The sequence below is a fragment of the Streptomyces griseoruber genome (genome assembly GCF_001514205.1).
GTDB lineage: Bacteria > Actinomycetota > Actinomycetes > Streptomycetales > Streptomycetaceae > Streptomyces > Streptomyces griseoruber.
The window spans coordinates 5,038-28,205 of the sequence record NZ_KQ948797.1 but is presented as its reverse complement, the minus strand read 5'-3'; the positions used below and the strand labels follow the sequence as shown (position 1 = coordinate 28,205).

8 protein-coding genes are annotated in these 23,168 nt (G+C 74.0%); all 8 read right to left on the bottom strand.

Annotated features, from left to right (window positions below; genetic code table 11):
• Positions 1-128 precede the first annotated feature (128 nt).
• On the bottom strand, positions 129-1,112 hold the full coding sequence (locus AQJ64_RS43915; RefSeq protein WP_055633852.1) for a ScbA/BarX family gamma-butyrolactone biosynthesis protein: 984 nt from the start codon (positions 1,110-1,112) through the stop codon (positions 129-131).
• A gap of 13 nt (positions 1,113-1,125) precedes the next feature.
• On the bottom strand, positions 1,126-2,076 hold the full coding sequence (locus AQJ64_RS43910) for a nucleoside-diphosphate kinase (RefSeq protein WP_240512603.1): 951 nt from the start codon (positions 2,074-2,076) through the stop codon (positions 1,126-1,128).
• Complete coding sequence (locus tag AQJ64_RS43905; protein ID WP_055633853.1) at positions 2,073-3,161, bottom strand: SDR family oxidoreductase; 1,089 nt, start codon at positions 3,159-3,161, stop codon at positions 2,073-2,075. Before AQJ64_RS43905 ends, AQJ64_RS43910 begins: the two co-directional genes overlap by 4 nt.
• A 31-nt stretch (positions 3,162-3,192) precedes the next feature.
• On the bottom strand, positions 3,193-4,845 hold the full coding sequence (locus AQJ64_RS43900; protein ID WP_055633854.1) for a nucleotidyltransferase domain-containing protein: 1,653 nt from the start codon (positions 4,843-4,845) through the stop codon (positions 3,193-3,195).
• Positions 4,842-7,610 (bottom strand): phosphoenolpyruvate synthase, encoded by a 2,769-nt coding sequence (locus AQJ64_RS43895; RefSeq protein ID WP_240512604.1) that lies wholly within the window; start codon positions 7,608-7,610, stop codon positions 4,842-4,844. The genes AQJ64_RS43900 and AQJ64_RS43895 overlap by 4 nt, the downstream gene beginning before the upstream one ends.
• Positions 7,611-7,727: 117 nt before the next feature.
• A complete protein-coding gene (locus tag AQJ64_RS43890) occupies positions 7,728-8,936 on the bottom strand; it encodes a cytochrome P450 (protein ID WP_055633855.1) in 1,209 nt (402 codons plus the stop codon).
• Between the two features lie 127 nt (positions 8,937-9,063).
• Entirely contained in the window at positions 9,064-10,116 is a 1,053-nt protein-coding gene (locus AQJ64_RS43885) for a beta-ketoacyl-ACP synthase III (protein ID WP_055633946.1), read from the bottom strand.
• A 214-nt stretch (positions 10,117-10,330) separates the two neighbouring features.
• Positions 10,331-23,158, bottom strand: a complete 12,828-nt coding sequence (locus AQJ64_RS43880; RefSeq protein WP_280529302.1) for a type I polyketide synthase — start codon at positions 23,156-23,158, stop codon at positions 10,331-10,333.
• Between the last annotated feature and the right edge of the window lie 10 nt (positions 23,159-23,168).

Genomic DNA, 23,168 nt, shown 5'->3' with positions numbered 1-23,168 from the left:
GTGGGGCCGGAACATGCGCAGCACGAATCGGCCCAGCCGGCCGGGGACACGGGGCCAGGCGACGGCGCTCACTGAGGGGTGTCCTCTGTCTCGGGTACGGGTTCCGGTGTCTTCCGTCATGGGGGCGCTCAGACGTGCGCGTGGGGTGCCGGGGCCGCGAGCGCGCCGGCCAGGCCGGCCGTGTTCCGGTCGGCGAACCCGATGCGGGCCTCGGCGACCAGGGCGCCGGGCTGGTGCAGGGTGCACTCGAGGTCGGCGCCCGGCACCACCGGGGCGGTCCGGCACTCCAGGGGCAGGTCCATCTCGGCGAAGCAGCGGAACCGGGCCCGCAGGCGGACCGGCAGCGCCGTGGGAGCGCGGACCGCGCCCTCGGCCACGGCGGCGATCAGGGCCAGTTGCCGGACCGCCTCCAGTTCCAGCATGCCGGGAACGTGGTCGACCCAGTGGTCGTAGAGGGTCGGGTGGGTGGTCTCGGCGGCCAGCTGGGCCGTGCGGACGCCGTCGGGCGAGGTGTGCGGCGGCGTGATCACCGCGTTGGCGCGGTCGCGCCGGCCGACCCGGCCGGGGGCGACGGGCCGTCCGGGCCGCGCGACGGGCGTTTCGCCCAGGCCGAGGGCGTGGCGCTGCCCGGCCCGCAGGCGGGTCCACTTCTCCGGTGGCATCCATGCGTAGTCGATGCGGGCCAGCAGGGCCTGCCGCGCGCCGATGGCCGCGGTGAAGCGCAGTCGCAGGCCCGTCACGCCGGTCCGGTTGCGGATCCGGTACTCGACACGGACGCCGATGACCGCTTCGGTCGGGGTGTCCCCGCAGGCCAGGGCGTCGGGATCGGGCACCTCGTACTCGACCGTCCGCAACAGGAACTTGTGCCCCAGGGGTATGTCGAGGTGGCGGTGGGCCACCACGAAGATGCCCTGGCGGCAGGCCTCCAGCAGCAGCAGGGGGTCGTGGTGGCTGCGGGGGCCGAGGACGTCGCCGTAGAAGGGGTGGAGGCGGGGAAGCTGCGCGGCCAGCCGCACCTCGTCCTCGCCGAGGCGCTCCGCGTCGGTCAGGAAGACCTCCGCGATCGCTGCCCGGTGCACCAGTTCCCTCGGGAGTGTCCGGGCGAACTGCATGGCGGCTCCTCGTTCAGTTCAGGGTGCCGCGAACGGCGTCCAGGTGGCGGCGCCACTGGTCGACGCCGGCGCCGTCCAGTACCGGTGCGCGACCCGGCTGCCGCATGGGGAGCACCTTGGATCCGACGATGACGGTGTCCCACGGATCGATGTCGAGGCCGTGCTCCCAGGCGTGTTCCAGGAGTTGACGCGGGGTGGCGTGGGGGTCGAGGCCGGGCCGGCCGCAGAGCGCGGCGCGCAGGCGTTCGGCGGCGGGCTCGAAGTCGAGGTCGCGGGGCTTGGTGTTGGCGTACAGCTCGTCGGCCAGGTCGAGGGCGTGGCCGGTGCGGTCCTCGTCCGCCAGCGCGGAGCGGAAGAGGCGCTCCCGCTCGGCGTGGTCGAAGTGGACGGCCAATTCGCGCAGCACGTCGGCGGGTTCGTCGGGGGTGTGCACGAGGTTGAGCAGGTAGCTGTAGCGGCCGAGCAGGTGGCGGAGCTGGCCGGGCACCCGGGCTTCGGGGTCGGTGGGCCCCTTCAGCCGGGTGAGGCGGACCGAGGCCGGGATGTCGCTGTCGCGTCCGGGGCGGACGAGCAGGACGAGGGCGTCCGCGTCCTCCAGGAAGAGCGCGGCGAGCCGCCTGCGGTAGGGGGTGGCGAGGTTCCACTGGAAGTACCACAGGGAGCGGATCATGGTCCGGGTCAGCCGGGTGGTCGCCGCGCCGACGATCCGGAAGTCCTGCTCGGCCAGCCACTCCACGGCCGCGTCCAGCGTCCGGGCCACCACGGCGTCGGGCTTCAGCAGCAGCGCGGCGTGGCGGTGGGCGAAGGCGGTGGCGTCGTCGGTGAGGGCGGCGAGCTGTTCGTAGCTCTCCTGGTAGTAGGTGTCCGCGCCGTAGAGCCGCTGTTTCTCCGGGTGGCAGGTGAGCAGCGGCGAGACCGGGATGCCGTGGACCGGCTCGGGGTGGTGGTCGCGGTGGGTCGTCACGGGGTGCTCCCGTCCGTCGGGCTCGCGGCCGGCTCCCGGGGCGGGGGCGCACCGAGGTAGCCGACCTTGAGGCAGTGGTCGAGGAGGCGGCGCAGGTAGGGCCGTCCGCCCGCGTACGCCGGACGCCCGCTGAAGGCGGCGGCCCGGCTGTCGTCGAAGCGGACGCGCCGCCGGAAGTAGGTGTCGTAGAGGGAGATGACACGGTCGTAGTAGGGGCGTTCGCGGTCGGACAGGGCCGACGCGGAGAACGTGGCCGGGGGGACGAACCTCGCCACCTGGAAGGACGGGTACTCGGCGAGGACGTCGGAGAAGTCCCGCAGGGTCAGCACCTGGCCGACCGCGTGCAGAGTGAGGCCCTCGGCGCTCTCGAAGCGGGTGGCGGCCTCCGTCACCAGGTCGGCCACGTGGTCGACCGGCACGAGGTCCAGGGCGGCGTCGTAGTGGCCGGGTATGGTGCGCACCAGGCCCCTGGTGATGATCTTGAGCACGGGGTAGACGGTCTTGAAGTCACGGGAGCGGCCGGTGCGGGCGGCGCCGGTGACGATGCTGGGGCGCACCACGGTCACCGGCAGACCCTCCGCGGCGGCCTTGCGGACCATGGTCTCCGCGGTGAGTTTGCTCCTCTCGTAGCCGTTGCCGGGCCGCTGGCCGACGTCGAGCTCGTCCTCGAGGGCGACGCCGTCACGCTCCCCGCACACATAGGCCGTACTGACGTGCACCGTCGGGGTGCGGTGGGCCAGGGCGAGGTCCAGGACGTGCCGGGTGCCGGCGACGTTGACGCTCTCGTACCGCTCGTCGGGCAGTCCGAAGTCGGTGACGGCGGCGCAGTGCACGATCCGGTCGGCGGTCGCGGCGAGCCTGCGGTCGTCCTCGGTCAGACCGAGGCCGGGGCGGGTGACGTCACCGGAGATCCGGGTGAGGGTGCCCGGCCCGGGGGTGAGTCTCCGGCCGTTGTTGCGGACGATGTCGCCGTTGCTGTGCAGCAGGGTGAGCACGGTGTGGCCCGCGCCGGTGAGCCGGGCGGTCACCTCCGCGCCGACGAAGCCGCTGGCACCGGTCACCAGCACGGTCATCGGGTCGGGCATCGATCGGTCCTCCAGGAGGGGGCGGCGGGGCTCAGGCGGCCTGGTGGGGCTGGGTGCCGTTGCTGGCGAGCAGGTCGCGGGCTTCCTCGAGGGGCAGTGCCGCGTCGAGGTACGCGCCGATGCGCAGCCAGTCGTAGCCGAGCTCCAGCGTGGCCCGCCAGGTGTCCGCGGAGTCGAAGGAGAGCGGGAAGGCGTCGGCGCCCGCCGTGCCGCGCACCAGGGCGACGTAGTCGCGCAGATCCGCGAGGACCTCCTGGCCGATCTCCGGCGAGTCGATGGTGCGGCGCAGGAGTTCCCCGGCGCGCGTCCCCAGCGGCAGGGTGGCGGGCGGCAGCAGGCCGATACGGCGGACGAGGTCGGAGTCGGCGGGCAGCGGGTTGACGCCGTACGCGCTGAACAGGCCGCGCAGCGCGGCGTGCACAGCGCGGCGGGCGGTGAGCTCGGCGACCCGCCACTGGCCTCGCTGGAGGGCGCCGGTCAGGTCCTCGACGGCGTTCTCGACGACGACGTTGGACCACACCAGGGCCATGGTGGCGGCGGCGAACCGCTCGGCGGGCAGCGGCACGAGGTCGATGGCCTCGGGGCCGCTGACGGCCGCGCCCCGCACCGACAGCAGCGGCTGCGCGGTGGACGGCGGCGGGGTGACGGGGCCGGGTGGCGCGGCGAGCGGCAGCGCCGGTGTCACGGTGCCGCCGCCCTTCCAGGCCAGCCGGATCAGCCCGTAGCGCACGAACGCGGCCAGCAGCGGGCCGGGTTCGGCGACACCGGTGTCCGAGGCGGCGGCCAGTACCTGGGGCAGCGGCCGGCCCAGGACCAGGGAGCGCCAGACCGCTCCGGCGTGCTCGCCGAGGGCGAACACCTCGCGCCGCGCGCGGACCACGTGCACCCGCGCGTCGGTCTGCCAGGTGGTCACGCCCGCGACGCGTTCGACGGTGAGCCGCTCGGGCCGCCAGGGGACGCCGGTGAGGCCGAGTTCCCCGGCGAAGCCGAGGCAGGCGGTCAGGTGCGTCCGGGCGGCGTGGGTGTCGCCGGGTGCGGGGGCGGCCGCCTCCAGCTCCCAGTAGCGGTCGCGCACGTCGGGCCGGCCGGCCCGGTCGAGCTGCATGGACAGCCACTTGGGTTCGAGGTAGGTCTCGTTCTGCCCGGCCGCCCAGGACTTGATGGTCTGCAGGAGTCCGGCGCGGGTCCAGTCGACCGCCTCGTCGGTCTCACCGAGGCAGAGCAGCGCCATCGCGTGCCGCAGGGACTGCCGGGCCTGATACGCCCACCAGTCGGCGGCGATCCGGGCGAACCGCTCCATCGGCAGCATCGCCTTGACCTCGTCGACCAGGCCATGGCCGCGCAGCGGATGGCTGTTCAGCAGCCGCTGGCATCGGTTGAGCAGATCCTCGGAGAGCCGGCCGGGGCGTCCGGCGCCCTCCGTCAGTGCGCGGAACTGGTCGGCGAGCTGGCGCACCGACCGGGTGCGGATCTCCACCCTGCGGCCGTCGACGAAGAGCAGCGACGGCATGGTGGGCAGGTCGTCCTCGGACCGGGCGATGAGCAGGAAGTCGATGTCGGAGGAGGGGTTGCCGAAGCCCTCCGCGATGGAGCCCTCGAGCACCACCGCCCAGTCGGCGCCCGGGGGGAGTTCGGCGAGCGCCTTGTCGAGCAGGTCCTGCAGTTCGTCCTCGGTGAGGATCACGGATGTGTCTCCGTCCTGGGAGTGTCCGGGGTCGCGGCGGACGCGCCGCCGTCGGGCGGACCGGCGAGTACGGTGACCGTGCCGGCGGCGCCGTCGACGCGCAGGAGGCTGCCGGTGCGGATCTCGGTGGTGGCGTTCCTGACCTGGACCACCGTCGGAATGCCCAACTCCCGTGCGACGACGGCGACATGGGTCAGCGGGCTGCCGCGTTCGATGACCAGCGCGGCGGCCGAGGGCAGTGCGGCCACCCAGCCGGGGTCGGTGCGGTAGGTGAGCAGGATGCCGCCGCCGATGTCGCGGGGCGTGTCGGTGACCACCGCGGGTCCTTCGACGACTCCGGGGCAGCAGGGGGTGCCGCGCAGTTCACGCGCGCCGCTGCGGGCGGCGGGCCCGCTGCCCCAGCCGGCCCGTTCCAGGTTGCCCGACCAGTAGGGTGCGCCCCGGGTGGTGAAGCGGGCCGGCGCGTGCAGCGCGGCGTCCGCGGCGAGCCGGGTGCGCCGCAGGACGGCCAGGTCCTTCAGCTCGGTGTGGGCGATCATGCCCTCGTAGGCGCCCCGGACCTCCTCCAGGCGCAGCATGAACACGTCGTCCCAGGCGGTGAGGGCACCGGCGTGGGCGAGGTCGCGGCCCAGGGCGCGCAGCATCCGTTTGGCGGCGCCGAAGGCGCGGGTGCGGCAGAACCGGAGCCGTTCGCGGTCGGTGAGGGCGGCGCGGGCCTTGCGCCGAACCCGCTCGTACACCCAGCGGCGGGGACCGCGCAGATGCCGGTCGAGGTAGGCGTCGGCCTCGCCCCGGTGCTCGCCCGCGCCGCCGCCCCGGGTCTCGGGCAGGGCGTCGCGCAGCAGGGTGAACAGCCCGGCCGGGTTCTCGTACAGGTCGGGGACCTCGAGCTTGAGCTCGTCGGGGCTGCGGTAGCCGTAGGAGGCGACGTAGGCGTCGACGGCGGCCACGATGCCGGTGTGGCCTGCCTCGGCCAGTGCCTGGTAGGCGTCGGCGTCGGGGGTGTGCTCCAGCAGGTGCCGCGCCTCGTCGTCCGCGCGCACCTTTGTGGCCAGTTCGGCCAGGGCCCAGGCCGGTTCGGCGGACTCGACGTCGCCGCCGGGAGCGGCCGCGGCCCAGGTGAACCACTCGGGGGCGTCGGGCAGCCATCGGCGGGTGAGCAGGGCCAGCAGGCCGACGGAGAGCAGGATCGTGGCGTCCAGGGCCTGCATGGGGCCCCACTTCTCGATGAGTTCCTTCTGCAGCCGGCGGAAGCGGCGGTAGGTCTCGTCACCGGGCAGCGCGTCGTAGTCGACGTGGTTGAAGACCTCGTACGCCCGGTAGAAGTCGCGGTGGAAGGTCTCCACGGACTTCCCGATGGTCAGGAAGCGCCGGGCGAAGACTGCCGTACGGGCCAGCCGGGCGATGCGGCCGCGCAGCCCGGGCCGTGGTGTGAACGGGTGCAGGGCGTCGGCGGTCTCGTCGGAGATGTTCTCCGCGACGCCCAGCGACTTCTCCAGCACCCGGCGGTTGAGCGGATACAGCGGCGCCAGGCGCACCATGCGGTACCAGTGGTACAGGTTGTAGTAGACGCGTCCGTGGACGTATCCGAGCAGGTGCGGGGTCCACTCCTGGACCTCACGGAGCTGCTCGCCCCGGACGCCCAGGGCGCGGGCGTAACTCTCGTACACCTTGGCGTAGGTGTCGGCGGCGAAGCTGTAGGTGAGCGGGGAGACGACGCCGCTGAAGCTTTCGATGATGTTGGAGTTGTCCCAGATCCGCAGCTCCCCCTCGGGTTCCGGCGCGGTGCCGGGCCGGTCACCGAGGGAGGTGACGGGGCGGCTCTGCAGGAGCCACAGGGTGCCGTCGGCGATGGCCCATTCGATGTCCTGCGGGGCGCCGTAGTGGGCGGTCGCGCGCACCCCGGCGGCGTGCAGCAGGGCCAGGTCGTCGGCGGTCAGGGACAGCGCCTCGCGGTCCTCGTCGGTGACCGGCGACACGGTGCAGCCCGGTCCGGTGCCGGCGTCGTAGCGTTCCTGCTTGTCGCCGATCACCGTGCTGAGCGGTTCGCCGGTGGTGGCGTCGAGGACGACGGTGTCGGCGTCGACCGCGCCGGAGACCAGTCCCTCCCCCAGACCGTGGACGGCGCTGACCACATGGCGGTCCGTCCGGCCGGCCGTCGGGTCGGCGGTGAACAGCACGCCGCTGCGCTCCGCGGGCACCATGCGCTGGACGATGACGGCGACGCCACCGGTGTCGGGCGGCAGTCCGCGCTGCGCGCGGTAGCGCAGGGACCGTTCGGAGAATCCGGAGGCCCAGCACCGGCGGACATGGGCGGTGACCTCGTCCAGGCCGCTGACGTTGAGGAAGCTGTCGAACTGGCCGGCGAAGGAGTGCTCGGTGCCGTCCTCCTCCCGGCCGGACGAGCGCACGGCCACCAGGCCGCCGCCGGCCTGCCGGTAGGCCAGGGCGATGGCCGAGGCAGTGCGCTCGTCGAGGGGTGTCGCCCCGACGAGGGCGGCGATCTCGGCGGCGACCCGCCCGGCCGCGGTGTCCCAGCCGTCGGCGAGCAGCCGGGCCAGACGCTCGTCGAGTCCGCTGTTCCGGGAGAAGCCGGCGAAGACGTCGAGGCCGATCACCGACCAGTCCGGCACCTGGAAGCCGGCCGCGGTCAGGGCGTGCAGGTTTCTGCCCTTTCCACCGGCGCACCGGGCGATCAGGGACTCCTCGCTGGAGGGCGACAGAATCCCGAGGGACTGGTGTTCGGATTCCGTGGTGAGCGACAACTTGATTCCTCCGCATGGCTTGCGAGCGACCTCACCGGACGTCTCACGGCGGGACCGGGCGAAACCCTTCGAGTCGGGCGCCGTGGCAACTTCGCTGGAAATCGCCGGTCGTTCGTCTCAGGTCAGGACGACCGGCAGGCTCTGGTGACCGCGCAGGACGAGCCGGTCACGGCGGGCCGGCCCGTCTCCGGGGGCCGGGCGCAGGGCGGGGAACCGCGCCAGCAGCCGGCTGAAGGCGGTGGCCGCCTCCAGCCGGGCCAGCATGGCGCCGAGACAGTGGTGCGCTCCCCCGCCGAAGCTGAGCGGCTGGATGTCCTGACGGTGGGGATCGAAGCGGTCCGGGTCCTCGTAGCGGGCCGGATCGCGGTTGGCGGCGCCCAGCAGCAGCACCACATGGCTGCCCACCGGCACCGGCACGCCCCCGACGCGGACGCCGTCGGTCAGCACGGCCCGGTTGCTCACCTGCACCGGTGAATCGTGGCGCAGCACCTCCTCGACGAATCCCTGCACCGGGACCGTTCCGGCACGCAGGCCGGCCATCGTCGCGGGGTGCTCGAACAGCAGTTGCAGACCGTTGCCGAGGAGGTAGGTGGTGGTCTCGAATCCGGCCAGCAGCAGACTGGCGAGGTTCGCCACGAGCTCCTCGTCGTCGTGCAACACCCCCTCGTCGCGCGCCGTCACCATGGCGGTGACCAGGTCGTCGCGCGGCTCGGCCCGTCGCTTGTCGGCCAGCTCGGTGAAGTACCGGTGGACCTCGAGCGCCGCACGGTCGGCGGCTTCCAGGCCGGAGGGGTCGGCGAGCAGTTCCAGAGTGGCCATCAGGTCGGCGGCGTAGCCCCGGAACCGGTGCCGGTCCTCGACGGGGACTCCCAGCAGGTCGCAGATGACATGGGCGGGCAGGGGGAACGCGAAGGCGTCCATGAAGTCCACCGGGGTGGAGCCGGCCTCCGCGAGGGTGTCGAGCAGGGCGTCGGTGATACCGGCGATCCCCGCTTCCAGGGCCGCCATCCGTCGGGCGGTAAACACCTGGGACATCGGCGAACGCAGCCGCCCGTGGTGGGGCGGGTTGGCGACCAGAAGGGAACGGCTCAGCAGGGCCAGCGAAGGGTGTACGGCGATGTCGGCGCCCCAGGTCACCAGATTGATGTCGGCCCCCAGGCCCGGACTGCGCAGCGCCTGTCGGCAGGCGTCGTAGCCGCTGACCAGCAGCAGACCGTCACCGGCCGGCACAGCGGGTCCGAGTGCGTGGGCGCGCTCGTACAGCGGGTAGGGATCGGCTCGTCCCTCAGGCGTCAGCAACTGGGCGACGATCGACTCCGCGGCCAACGTTCCTCCTGGTCACGTGGTTCCGGGGCTTCGGGGGCTTCCGGGGCTCGGCTTCGGGGGCTTCGGGGGCTTCGGGGGCTTCGGGGGCTTCGGGGGCTTCGGGGGCTTCGGGGGCAGCGTGCATCGATCAGGGCATGCCGACCTCCGTCGCGGCGGCCGCGGGCTCCGGCGACACCGTCCGGTGCGCTGCGAGGCGGGGCCAGACCAGCGCCATCGATCCCCAGGTGAGGCCGCCGCCGAAGCCGGCCAGCACCACCTTGTGCCCGGGGCGCAGCTCACCGGAGGCGACCCCGTCGGCCAGGGCCAGGGGGATCGAGGCGGCGACCGTGTTGCCCCGTGTCTCGATGTTGGAGAGGAACCGCTCCGGCGGCCGGCCGAGCCGCCGGGCGACGGCCGCCAGGATCCGGGCGTTGGCCTGGTGCAGCACGAAGGAGTCGATCTCCGCCAGGTTCCACCCGGTGCGTTCGACGGTCTCCTGGACGGACTCCGCCATCCGCCGCACCGCCTGTGCGTAGACGGTCTGTCCCTGCATCGTGAAGTAGGTGTCCTCGGTCTTGGCCGGCACGCCCGTGGAGCGCTGCCGGGACCCGCCGGCCGGCACCTCGATCAGATCGCTGAGGCTGCCGTCGCTGCCGAGGTTCAGCCCGGTGAGCGCCCCGGGTTCGGTCGACGACCCGGCGCGCAGCACCACCGCGCCGCCACCGTCACCGAAGATCACCCGGGTCGAGCGGTCGTCCGGGGCGAGGAGCGTGGAGAACGCGTCGGCGCCGACGACCAGCACGGTCTCGGCGGCGCCGAGCGCGACCAGGCCGGCGCCCGTCGCGAGGGCGTACACAAAACCGGTGCACACCGCCGCCACGTCGAACGCCGGAACCGGCCCGAGTCCCAGCCGGGTGGCCACCTCGGGCGCGGTCGCGGGACAGTGCCGGTCCGGGGAACTGGTGGCGAGGACCACCGCGTCCACGCCCTCCAGCCCGGCGGAGGCCAGCGCCCGCCGCCCGGCCTCCACGGCCAGGTCGCCGGTGGACTGCCCCGGTGAGACCCAGCGGCGCTCCCGGATGCCGGTACGGCGGCGGATCCACTCGTCGCTGGTGTCGAGGACCTCCGCCAGTTGGTCGTTGCTGACGACGGTGGGGGGTACCCAGCCCCCGAGTCCGGCGACGACTGCCGCTCGCTCCATGGCCTCCAGCTCCTTTCACAGCCCGATGGCCGCACCGGGACCGAAGGGCGGCCCCGGGGCAACGATTCACCGAACGCCACCCCACATGGGCCGATCACGGCATCTGTTAGGTGAAGTCCTATATCTGGCAGGACAATTGACGTTCCATCAGTGACGAGGGACGCAGGACGGCACGCAGGGCCGGCCGCGCGGGCGGGTTACCGTCGGGATCCGGTCACGCGGACCCGAACTGCTGGTCGATGAAGTCGAAGAGGTCGTCGTCGCTGGCCGCGTCGATCCGCTCCTCGACGGCCGCCTCCGGGGGCCCGCCCTGGTCATCGTGGCCGCCCCCGGCGGATGCCGACGTGGTGCCGCCGGGTGCGGCCGTGTCCAGCGTGGACAGCAGTCCGCGCAGCCGCCCGGCCAGTGCGGAGCGCACCTGCTCGTCTCCGGCGATCTCCGCCAACGCGCCCTCCAGCCGGTCGAGTTCCGCCAGCATCGGCTGTACGGCCGCCGCGGCGCCCGGCGCGGTCTCGGTCTGCAGGTGGCGGGCCAGCCCGAGGGGCGTCGGGTAGTCGAACAGCAGTGTGGCCGGCAGCCTGAGCCCGGTCGCGGTGGTGAGCCTGTTGCGCAGCTCGACGGCGGTCAGCGAGTCGAAGCCCATCTCCAGGAAGCCGCGTTCGGGGTCCACCGCCTCGGAGTCGGCGTAGCCGAGGACGGCCGCCGCATGGTCGCGGACGAGGTCCGCCAGCACCGCGAGGCGCGCCTCGGCGTCCAGCTCCGCGAGCCTGCGGCGCAGCCGCTCGGCGGGCGCGGCTCCGTCGGCTCCGGCAGCGGAGGTGCGGCGGCCGGGGGCGGGCTTGACGAGGGACCGCAGCAGGGCCGGGACCTCCCCGTCGGGTGTCCGCAGCCCGGCCGTGTCGAAGCGGGCCGGGACCAGCACCGCCCGGTCGGCCGCCAGGGCGGCGTCGAAGAGGCCGAGGGCCTGCTCGGACGGCATCGGGACGACGCCGCCGCGCGCCATCCGCACCAGGTCGGCCTGGTCCAGCTTGCCGGTCATGGCCGACCGCTCCTCCCACAGGCCCCACGCCAGTGACTGGGCGGGCAGGCCGTGGGCGCGCCGCTGCCGGGCGAAGGCGTCGAGGAAGGCGTTGGCCGCCGCGTAGTTGCCCTGTCCCGAGCCGCCGAGGACGCCGGCCAGCGAGGAGTAGAGCACGAAGGCGCGCAGCTCGCTGTCCCGGGTCAGTTCGTGCAGATGCAGCGCGGTGTCGGCCTTGGCGGCGAGCACCGTGTCGAGTCGTTCCTGGGTGAGGGAACCGATGACACCGTCGTCGAGGACACCCGCGGTGTGCACCACGGCGGTGAGCGGGTGCTCCGCGGGGACCGTGGCGAGCAGTGCGGCCAGCGCCTCCCGGTCGGAGGTGTCGCAGGCGACGAGTTCGGCTCGGGCGCCGAGCGCGGTCAGGTCGTCGAGGAGTTCCCGGGCGCCGGGCGCGGCGGGGCCGCGGCGGCCGACGAGCAGCAGGTGCCGGGCACCGTGCCGGTCGGCCAGGTGCCGGGCGACGAGGCCGCCGAGGGCGCCGGTGGCCCCGGTGACCAGGACGGTGCCGTCCGGGTCGAGCGGCGCACCGGTGTCGCCGTCGGCGGGCTGGGACAGCCGCGCACGGACCAGCCGCGGCACCCGCGACTCGCCCTTGCGGAGGGTGACCTGCGGTTCCTCGTGGCGGGCCGCCACGGGCAGCGCCCGGTACGACTCCTGGGCACCGTCCCAGTCGAGGAGCAGGAACCGGTCCGGGTTCTCGGTCTGCGCGGTGCGCACCAGACCCCATACGGCCGCCGTCACCGGGTCGGGCGCCCGGTCGCCGTCGTCGACGGTCACGGCGCGCCGGGTGACCAGCACCAGGCGGGTGGCGTTGAAGGTGTCGTCGGCGAGCCACTCCTGGAGCAGCCGCAGCACGTGGCCGGTCACCCGGCGCACGGCGGCGGCCGCCTCGGTTCCGGCCGGCAGCCCCGCCGTGTCGTCACCGAGACCGGGCACGGAGGCCAGCACCGTCCCGGGTACCGAGAGGTCACCGACGGCGACGGCGCGGGCGAGGCCGTCCAGGTCGGGGTGGGCTGCGGCGGTGAACCCGGCGGCGGTCAGGGCCTCCCGGAGAGCGGGGTCGCCGTCGCCGTCCAGGACGGCGAACCCGGCGGCGGGCCGGGCGGGTACGGCGGCCGGGGTCACCCACTCCAGTTCGTAGAGATGACGGGCGGCGGCCCGGGCGGTGTCCGCGAGGTGCCCGGCGGGCAGGGGGCGCAGGGTCAGTCCGCTCACCGTGACGACGGGACTGCCCGCGGGATCGGCGACGGTCAGCGCGACCGTGTCGGGGCCGGCCGGGACGAGACGCACCCGCAGCGCGCCGGCTCCCCGCGCGTGCAGCCGTACACCGGTCCAGCTGAACGGCATGAGCGCGGGACCGGACGCGGCGCTCGTGGTCAGTCCGACGGTCTGCAGGGCGGCGTCCAGCAGGGCGGGGTGCAGCCCGTAGCCACCGAGGTCGGCGGCGACCTCGGCGGGCGGCTCGACCTCGGCGTACACGTCCTCGCCGTGCCTCCAGGCGGCGGTCAGCCCCTGGAACGCGGGTCCGTAACCGAAACCGCCGGCGGCGAAGCGGTCGTAGAGCCCGTCCACCGCGATCTCCTCGGCACCCTGCGGCGGCCACGGCCCGAGCGGGACGTCGTCGGCCGGGGGCCCCGCGGGGCTGAGTTGACCGAGCGCGTGGCGGGTCCAGGGCTCGTCGTCCGCCGCGTCGTCCGGGCGGGAGTGCACGGTCACGGCGCGCACCCCCTGCTCGCCGGTCTCTCCGACGGTGACCTGGAGGTGCACGGCACCCTGTTCGGGCAGCACGAGCGGCGCCTCCAGGGTGAGTTCGTCGACGACGGTGCAGCCGACCCGGTCGGCGGCCAGCAGGGCCAGCTCCAGGAAGGCCGTGCCGGGCAGGATCGCGGTGCCGGAGACCGCGTGGTCGGCGAGCCAGGGATGGCTGCTGAGCGACAGCCGTCCGGTGAGCAGGTAGCCGTCGCCGCCCGCGAGGGCCGTGCCCGCGGCGAGCAGCGGATGCTCCCCGGCGGAGAGCCCGGCGGCGGCGAGGTCCGGGACGCCGGGGTCGGCGTCGAGCCAGTACCGGGCGTGCTGGAAGGCGTACGTCGGCAGCTCGGCCCGGCGCACCGGACGACCGGCGAAGTACCGGGCCCAGTCGGGGCCCGCGCCGTGCACGTGGAGCGTGGCGACGGCGGTCGTGACCGCCGTCTCCTCGGACCGGTCGCGGCGCAGCAGCGGTGTGACGACGGCGGCCTGCGGCTCGGCGAGACAGTCGCGGGTCATGGCGGTGAGCACCGCGTCGGGGCCCAGTTCGAGGTAGGCGGTGACGCCCTGCCCCTCCAGGGTGGCGACGACGTCGGCCCAGCGGACCGTACCGCGCACATGGCGAACCCAGTAGTCGACGCCCTCCAGCTGCCCGGAGTCGGCGAGTTCGCCGGTGAGGTCGCAGACGACGGGCACGCTCGGGGGCGTGTACGTCGTCTCGCGGGCTGCGGCCGCGAAGCGGGCCTGCATCGGTTCCATGCGCGGCGAGTGGAAGGCGTGGGACACCGTCAGCCGCTTGGTGCGCAGCCCGGCCTCGCGCCATGCCTCGGCGAGTTCCTCCACGGCGTCCTCGTCGCCGGAGACGACCACGGACGCCGGGCCGTTGACGGCGGCGAGGGAGACCCGGTCCTCGTAGGTGCGCAGGGCTTCCACGACCTCCGCCTCGCCCGCCTGGACGGCCAGCATGGCGCCGCCGTCGGGCAGTTGCTGCATCAGCCGGCCCCGGGCCGCGACCAGACGGCAGGCGCCGGCGAGGTCGAACACCCCGGCGACATGGGCGGCGGCCAGTTCGCCGATGGAGTGGCCGACCACGATGTCCGGGCGCAGCCCCCAGTGCTCCAACAGCCGGTACTGGGCCACTTCCAGGGCGAACAGCGCGGCCTGCGTGTAGGCGGTGCGGTCCAGCAGCTCGGCGTCGGGGGTACCGGCCGGGGCGAACAGCACCTCCTTCAGCGGCCGTTCGAGGTCACGGTCGAGTTCGGCGCAGACTGCGTCGAGGGCGTCGGCGAACACCGGGTGGGCGGCGTACAGATCACGGCCCGTGCCCGGTCGCTGGCTGCCCTGGCCGCTGAAGAGGAACGCGGTGCGTCCGCCTCGGCGCCGCACCCCGCGCACCAGTCCGGGAGCCTCCCGGTCCTCGGCCAATGCCCTTACGGCGGCCCGGAGTTCGTCATGGTCGCGGCCGACGGCGGCCGCTCGGTGGTCGAAGCCGGTGCGCCCGAGGGCGAGGGTGTGCGCGATGTCGAGAGGTGTGGCGGTGTGTTCCCCTTCCGGGTCCTCCAGGTGGGCGAGCAGCCGGACGGCCTGGGCGCGCAGGGCGTCGGCGCCCCGTGCGGAGAGCACCCAGGGGACCACCCCGGCGGCCGCGGGAGCTTCAGGCGTCTCCGCCTCGGCGGCCGGCCGCGGGGACCGGTCCGACGTCCCGGGCGCCTCGACGGGCGGCTGCTCCAGGATCACATGGGCGTTGGTGCCGCTGATGCCGAAGGCCGACACGCCGGCCCGGCGCGGACGCCCCGCGTCCTCAGGCCACTCGACCGCCTCCGTCAGGAGCGCCACCGCCCCCTCGGTCCAGTCGATGCTGGTCGAGGGCCGGTCGGCGTGCAGGGTGCGCGGCAGCACACCGTGCCGCATCGCCAGCACCATCTTGATCACACCGCCGACACCGGCGGCGGCCTGGGTGTGCCCGATGTTGGACTTCAGGGCGCCGAGCAGCAGCGGCCGGTCCGCGGGCCGGTCCTGACCGTACGTCGCCATCAGCGCCTGGGCCTCGATGGGGTCGCCGAGCCGGGTGCCGGTGCCGTGCGACTCGACGGCGTCGACGTCGGCCGGGGAGAGCCCGGCGGCGGCCAGCGCCTGACGGATGACGCGCTGCTGGGCCGGGCCGCTCGGCGCGGTGAGGCCGTTGCTGGCGCCGTCCTGGTTGACCGCCGAACCGGCGAGCACCGCGAGGACGGGGTGGCCGTTGCGCCGGGCGTCGGAGAGCCGCTCCAGCAGCACCACGCCGACGCCCTCGGCCCAGCCCGCGCCGTCGGCGTCGTCGGAGAACGCCTTGCAGCGGCCGTCCGGGGACAGGGCGCGCTGCCGGCTGAACTCGATGAAGGTGTCCAGCGAGGAGATCACCGTGACCCCGCCGGCCAGCGCCATGGTGCACTCACCGGAGCGCAGTGCCTGCGCGGCCATGTGCAGGGCCACCAGGGACGAGGAGCAGGCGGTGTCGACGGTGACGGCCGGCCCCTCCAGACCGAAGGTGTACGAGATCCGCCCCGAGGCCACGCTGCCGGCGCTTCCGGTGGCCAGGTAGCCCTCGAAGTCCTTCGGGGCGCGCTGCACCCGGGAGCCGTAGTCGTGGTAGTTGGAGCCGACGAACACCCCGGTGGCGCTGCCGCGCACCGTCCTCGGGTCGATACCGGCCCGCTCGAACGCCTCCCACGACGTCTCCAGCAGCAGCCGCTGCTGCGGGTCCACGGCCAGCGCCTCGCGCGGGCTCATACCGAAGAACTCCGGGTCGAAGTGGTGCGCGTCGTACAGGAATCCGCCGCCGCGGGCGTAGAAGGTGCCCGGACGGTCCGGGTCGGGGTCGAAGGCGCCGTCGAGGTCCCAGCCGCGGTCCTCGGGGAAGGCGGACACGGCGTCACCGCCCTGCGCGAGCAGCCGCCACAGGTCCTCCGGGCCGTCCACCCCACCGGGGTAGCGGCAGCCCATCGAGACGATCACCACGGGGTCGTCGTCCGTCGCGACCGGCCGGAGTGTGCCGGCCGGTGCCGGGTCGGCGGGCAGGCCTGCGGCGCCGAACAGCTCCTCGTGCAGCTTCGCCGCGAGCGCGACGGCGGTCGGGTGGTCGAAGACCAGGGTGACCGGCAGCCGGAGTCCGGTGCTCTCGGCGATGGTGTTGCGCAGGGCCACCGCGGTGAGCGAGTCGAAGCCGAGGTCACGGAAGGCCCGCTCCTCGTCGACCTGGTCGGCGCCGGTGTACCCGAGCGCCGCGGCGGCCAACGTCCGTACCAGAGAGAGCAGTTCACGCCGCTGGTCGTCGTACGGAAGGCCGGCCAGGCGCCCCGTGAGCGCGTTGCCGTCGCCGCCGTCCGTCACGGGTGTGCCGCGCGTCGCCAGGGCCGCCCGTACCTCGGGCAGGTCGGCGAGGACCCGCGGGGCACGGTCGGAGTGGGCGAACGCGTACGTCTCCCACCGTACGTCGGCCAGCGCCAGCACCGGTTCACCGGCGGACACGGCCTGCTGAAGCCCCGTCAGGGCCGACTCGGGTTCCATCGCGGGCATACCGGCCCGGGCGAGCCGCTCTCCGGTGTCGCCGGAGGCCAGACCGCCGCCACCCCAGGCGCCCCAGGCGACCGACGTGGCGGGCAGCCCGTCGGCATGCCGCTGCCGGGCGAGCGCGTCGAGGAACGCGTTGGCGGCCGCGTAACTGCCCTGGCCGGGGCCGCCGAGCGTGCCCGCGAGCGAGGAGAACAGCACGAACGCGTCCAGTTCCAGGTCCCGGGTCAGCTCGTGCAGGTGCAGCGCCGCCGCCACCTTGGGCCGCAGCACCGTCTCGGCACGCTCGGGGGTGAGGCCGTCCAGCACGCCGTCGTCGAGCACCGCGGCCGCGTGCACGACCGCGGTGAGCGGCTGGTCCGCGGGTACGGCGGCCAGCAGCGCGGCCAGCTGGTCGCGGTCGGCCGCGTCGCACGCGGCGAGCGTCACGCGGGCGCCCAGTGCGGTCAGCTCCGCCTCCAGCTCCGCCGCGCCGGGCGCGTCCGGGCCCCGGCGTCCGACCAGCAGCAGATGACCGGCGCCGTTGCGGGCCAGCCAGCGGGCGACCTGGGCCCCCACGCCCCCGGTTCCGCCGGTCACCAGCACGGTGCCGGTCGGCGTCCACGCGGCGGGCGCGGGATCGGGCAGCACGGCCCGCTCCAGGCGCCGCGTGAACAGGGCGGAACCCCGGACGGCCACCTGGTCCTCCTGCACGGCCCCGGACAGGGCCGCCACCAGCCGGACGAGGGCACGGTCGTCCAGCTCCGCCGGCAGGTCGACCAGCCCGCCGAAGCGCTGCGGGTACTCCAGCGCGGCGATGCGGCCGAGCCCCCAGGCCTGCGCCTGGACGGGAGCGGCCGGACGGTCGGCACGGCCGGTGCACACCGCGCCGCGGGTGGCGATCCACAGCGGCGCGGTCACGCCCGCGTCACCGAGCGCCTGCACCAGGGCCGTGGTGAGGGCGAGCCCGTTGTCGAGTGCGGTGCCGGGCGCGTACGGCGACTCGTCCAGCGCCAGCAGCGACAGCACCCCGGCCGGACGGGCACTGCCGTCGTCGCTCACGACGGTACCGAGCAGTGCGGTGAGCTGTTCCCGGCCGACACCGGCGGCCACCTCCAGGGTGGTCACCTCGGCGCCTTGGGCGGCCAGCCCGTCAAAGAGGGTGGTGACCAGAGCGGTGTCGTGGTGTCCCTGCGGGACGACGAGCAGCCAGACGCCGCTCAGGGCGGCGTCCCGGACATCCCGGCCGACCGGCTTCCAGACCACCTTGTACCGCCAGCCGTCCACCACCGACCGGGCCGCCTGCTCGCGGCGCCACCCCGACAACGCGGGAAGGACACCGGCCAGCGACTCACTGTCGGACACGCGCAGCGTCTCCGCCAGCGCTTCCAGGTCCTCGCGCTCGACGGCCTCCCAGAAACGGGCGTCCACCGCGTCCTGCCCGGAGACCGAAACCGCCACGGGAGCCGTCTTCTCCAGCCAGTAGCGCCGACGTTGGAAGGCGTAGGTGGGCAGCGGGACCGTGCGGGCGTCCTGTCCGGCCAGGACGGCCGTCCAGTCGACGGGGACACCTCGCACCCATGCCTCCGCCAGGGAGGTCAGCAGACGGTGCGCATCACCGTTGTCACGACGCAGCGTGCCCACCACGACCGCGTCCGGTGCGGCCTCCTGGACCGCCATCCCGAGCACCGGGTGGGAACTGACCTCGACGAACGCCCCGTACCCCTGCTCCACCAGACCCTGGACAGCATCCGCGAAACGCACCCGCTGACGCAGGTTCCGATACCAGTACCCCCCATCCAGCAGAGCCGTGTCGACGACCTCCGCCTCGGTGGTGGAGAAGAACGGCACCTGGCCCGAACGCGGCTCCACGGCCGCCAGGACACGCGCCAGCTCGTTCTCGATCGTCTCGACGTGCCAGGTGTGGGAGGCGTAGTCCACCGGGATGCGGCGCGCGCGGATCTCCTGCGCCTCGCAGTGCGCCATCAGCTCGTCCAACGCGTCCGCGTCACCGGCCACGACCACCGACGCCGGACCATTCACCGCCGCCACATCAACCCGACCCGACCAGCCGGCCAGCAGCTCCTCGACCCCGGTGAGGGAAAGGGAGACCGAGACCATGCCGCCGCGTCCGGCGATCTCACGGATCGCCCGCGACCGCAACGCCACCACCCGCGCGCCGTCCTCCAACGACAGACCACCCGCCACCACCGCAGCAGCGATCTCCCCCTGCGAATGCCCCACCACCACCGACGGCTCGACACCGCACGCACGCCACACCGCCGCGAGCGACACCATCACCGCCCACGACACCGGCTGCACCACATCCACATCCACCAGCTCGGCCGCACCCCGCACCACCTCACTCAGCGACCACCCCACATGCGGAGCCAACGCCCGCTCACACGCCTCCATCGACGCCGCGAACACCGGCGACACACCCCACAACTCCCGACCCATACCCACCCACTGGGCACCCTGACCCGGGAACACGAACACCACCCGGTCAGCACCACCCGTCACCGCACCCCGCACCACACCCGAACCGACAACCCCACCATCAGCCACCACGCCCAGCCCCGACGCGAGTTCAGCCGACTCACCGCCCAGGACCACAGCCCGGTTCTCGAACGCCGTACGCGTCGCCGCCAACGACCACGCCACATCCACCGGCCGCACCCCACCCACGACCGAGGTCAGGCGGCCCGCCTGACCCGCGAGGCCCTCACCGCCACGGCCCGACACCACCCACGGCACCACACCACCAGCCACCAACACCGGCGACATGCCGGCACCCGCACGGCCCGACTCGACCCCCGGCAGAACCGGAGCCTCCTCCAACACCACATGCGCGTTGGTGCCACTCACTCCGAAGGACGACACGCCGGCGCGGCGCGGACGGCCTTCGGCCTGCGGCCACTCCACGGCCTCGGTCAGCAGCGACACCGCCCCCGCCGACCAGTCGACGTGCGGAGTCGGCTCGTCGACGTGCAGCGTCGGCGGAAGGAGCCCGTGCTGCAGCGCCAGCACCATCTTCATCACACCGCCGACACCGGAGGCAGCCTGGGTGTGGCCGATGTTGGACTTCAACGAGCCCAGCCACAACGGCCGTTCCGGATCCCGGCCCCGTCCGTACGTGGCGAGGAGCGCCTGCGCCTCGATCGGGTCGCCCAGGGTCGTGCCCGTGCCGTGCGCCTCCACCGCGTCGACGTCAGCCGGCGACAGCCCGGCCTTGGCGAGCGCCGCCCGGATCACCTGCTGCTGGGCGGGGCCGCTGGGGGCGCTGAGGCCGTTGCTCGCGCCGTCCTGGTTGAGGGCGGTGGAGCGGACCACGGCCAGCACGGGATGACCGTTGCGTCGGGCGTCCGAGAGGCGCTCCAGGAGCACCATGCCCGCGCCCTCGGCGAGGCCCATGCCGTCTGCGGCCTTGGCGAACGCCTTCGAACGGCCGTCCTTGGCGACACCACGGGTCCGGGCGAAGCCGATGAAGCCGATGGGCTCGACCATCACGGCGACGCCGCCCGCCAGGGCCATGGAGCACTCGCCGGAGCGCAGCGCCTGGACCGCCATGTGGAGGGCGACCAGGGAGGACGAGCAGGCGGTGTCTATGGTCACCGCGCTGCCCTCCAGGCCGAGGGTGTAGGCGATCCGGCCGGACAACACGCTGGTGGCGCTGCCGGTGACGATGTGCCCCTCGACGCCCTCGGGCAGGTTGTCCAGGCCGCCGAAGCCCTGGTTGGCGGCGCCCACGAACACGCCGACGGGAGTGCCGCGCAGTTCCTCGGGGACGAGCCCGGCCCGTTCCAGTACCTCCCAGGAGGTCTCCAGCAGCAGGCGCTGCTGCGGGTCCATGGCGACGGCCTCGCGCGGCGAGATGCCGAAGAAGCCGGGGTCGAAGTCGGCGGCGTCGTAGACGAAGCCGCCCTCACGGGCGTAGCAGGTGCCCTCGCGGTCCGGGTCCGGGTCGTAGAGGGCCTCGAGGTCCCAGTCGCGGTCGTCGGGGAAGGCGTCGATCACGTCCCGGCCTTCGGCGAGGATCCGCCACAGTTCCTCGGGGCTGTCGGCGCCGCCGGGGTAGCGGCAGCTCATCGAGACGATGACGATCGGGTCGTCGTCCGCGGCGGGCCCGCGGTCCGGTGCCGCGGAGACGGCGGGCACGGGAAGGGCGGCGGAGTCTCCGAGCAGTTCCTCGCGCACGTGGCGGGCCAGCGCGGTGACCGTGGGCCGGTCGAAGATCACGGTGACCGGCAGGCGCAGGCCGGTGGCCGCGTTCAGGCGGTTGCGCAGTTCGACCGAGGTCAGCGAGTCGAAGCCCAATTCCCGGAAGGCCCGGCCCACTTCGACGCTGTTCGGGCTGCCGTGCCCGAGCACTCCGGCGACCTGGGCGCGTACCAGGTCGAGTACGGCCTGCTGCTGTTCGTCGGGGGCCAGACCGCGCAGCCGGTCGACGAGACCGGAACTCGCCGTGGCCGACGCGTCCGGCCGGTGGCGGTCCTCCTCGGCGCGCAGGATCTCGGCGACCTCGGGCACCTCGGTGAGCAGGGGGCGGGGGCGGGCGGCGGTGAAGACGGGGACGAAGCGTTCCCAGTCGATGTCGGCGACGGCGACGAAGCACTCGTCGCGGTCCAGTACCTGCTGCATCCCCATGACCGCGAGGGCCGGGTCCATGAAGGGGATACCGCGCCAGCGCAGTTGCTCCTGGACGATCTCGAGGGCCATGCCGCCGCCCTCGTCGCTCCAGATGCCCCAGGCGATCGACGTACCGGCCAGTCCGCGGGCCCGCCGGTGCTCGGCGACCGCGTCGGCGTAGGCGTTGGCCGCCGCGTACGCACCGTGGTCGCCGCTGCCCCAGACACCGGCCACGGAGGAGAAGACGACGAAGGCGTCGAGCCGGTCGTCGGAGAAGAGTTCGTCGAGGTGCGCGACGCCCGACAGCTTGGCCTCGGCACCGTCGGCGAATTCCTGGAGCGTGGTGGTGGCCAGCGGGATGAGGATGCCGACGCCGGCGGTGTGCACGACGGTGCGGATGGGCGGCCCGTCGGCCTCGACCCGCTCGATCAGCGTGGCCAGGGCGTCCCGGTCGGCGATGTCGCAGGAGGCGATGGTGACGCGGGCGCCCAGGGCGCGCAGCTCGGCTTCCAGCTCGGCGGCACCGGGTGCGTCCGCGCCGCGTCGGCTGACCAGGACGAGGTGCTCGGTGCCGTTGCGGGCGAGCCAGCGGGCGGTGTGCCCGCCGAGGCCACCGGTGCCGCCGGTGATCAGCGCGGTGCCGCGCGAGGTCCAGCTGCGGAGACCGTCGCCGGTGGCGCCTGCGGGGACCCGGGCCAGTCGGCGGATCAGGATGCCGGTCCGGCGGATGGCCACCTGGTCCTCGGCGGCGGAGTCGGAGTCGGAGTCGGCGAGGATCCCGCACAGCCGGGCGGCGGTCCGCTCGTCGGGCTTCTCCGGAAGGTCGACGAGGCCACCCCAGAACTCGGGGTGTTCCAGAGCGGCGACCCTGCCCATGCCCCAGGTGCCGTTCTGCACGGGGTTGCGCAGGGGGTCGCTGTCGCCCGTGGTGACGGCCCCGCTGGTGACCAGCCACAGCGGGGCACGTACACCGGTGTCGCCGCACGCCTGGATCAGCGCCAGCCCGGCCACCAGACCGGCCGCGAGTCCGGGCTGTTCGGGGTACGGGTGCTCATCGAGCCCGAGGAAGGAGAGCACACCGTCGAACTGGCCGGAGTCGACACCGCTGTGCCGGGCCGCGTCGGTCAGCAGGGCGGCCAGCCGCTCGCGGTCGGTGTCGGAGGAGTCGACGAACAGGGGCACGGTCTGAGCCCCGTGCGTGGCGAGCCCCTCCAGGCAGACCTGGACGAGTTCGGTGCCGGCGTGGCTCGCGGGGACGACGACCAGCCAGGTCCCTTCCAGCGTGGTGGGGGTGGGATCGGCCGTCGGCCGCCAGGCGACGCGGTAGCGCCAGGAGTCGATGGTGGCCGCGGCGCGGCGGCCCCGGCGCCAGGCCGACAGCACGGGCAGCGCTTGGGCCAGCGCCTCCTGCCCGGTGTCCTCGGCGACGTCGAGCACACCGGTCAGTGCTTCGACGTCCTGCTCCTCGACGGCCGCCCAGAACTCGGCGTCCGCCGAGTCCTGGACACCGCCGGTCGCGGCGACGAGCTGCGGGGTATCGGGCTCGAACCAGAAGGGGCGGTGCTGGAAGGCGTACGTCGGCAGCGGGACCGTGCGGGCGTCCTGCCCGGCCAGAACGGCCGTCCAGTCCACCGGGATGCCACGCACCCATGCCTCGGCCAGGGAGGTCAGGAAACGGTGGGCGTCGCCCTTGTCACGGCGCAGAGTGCCCACCACGACCGCGTCCGGGGCGGCCTCCTGGACCGCCATGCCCAGCACCGGATGCGAGCTGACCTCGACGAACGCACCGAACCCCTGCTCCACCAGACCTGCGACGGCGTCCGCGAAACGCACCCGCTGCCGCAGATTCCGGTACCAGTACCCGCCGTCCAGCCGTGCCGTGTCGATCACCTCCGCCTCCGTCGTGGAGAAGAACGGCACCTCACCCGCACGCGGCTCCACAGCCGCGAGCACCCGCGCCAGCTCCGCCTCGATCGCCTCCACATGCCAGGTATGGGAGGCGTAGTCCACCGGGACGCGACGAGCCCTCACGTCACTGCTCTCGCAGTGCGCCATCAACTCGTCCAAA

Excerpts from the sequence above, each read along its gene's own strand:
- AQJ64_RS43885 (WP_055633946.1), bottom strand. The coding sequence starts at position 10,116 with ATGGAGCGAGCGGCAGTCGTCGCCGGACTCGGGGGCTGGGTACCCCCC.
- AQJ64_RS43905 (WP_055633853.1), bottom strand. The coding sequence starts at position 3,161 with ATGCCCGACCCGATGACCGTGCTGGTGACCGGTGCCAGCGGCTTCGTC.
- AQJ64_RS43915 (WP_055633852.1), bottom strand. The coding sequence starts at position 1,112 with ATGCAGTTCGCCCGGACACTCCCGAGGGAACTGGTGCACCGGGCAGCG.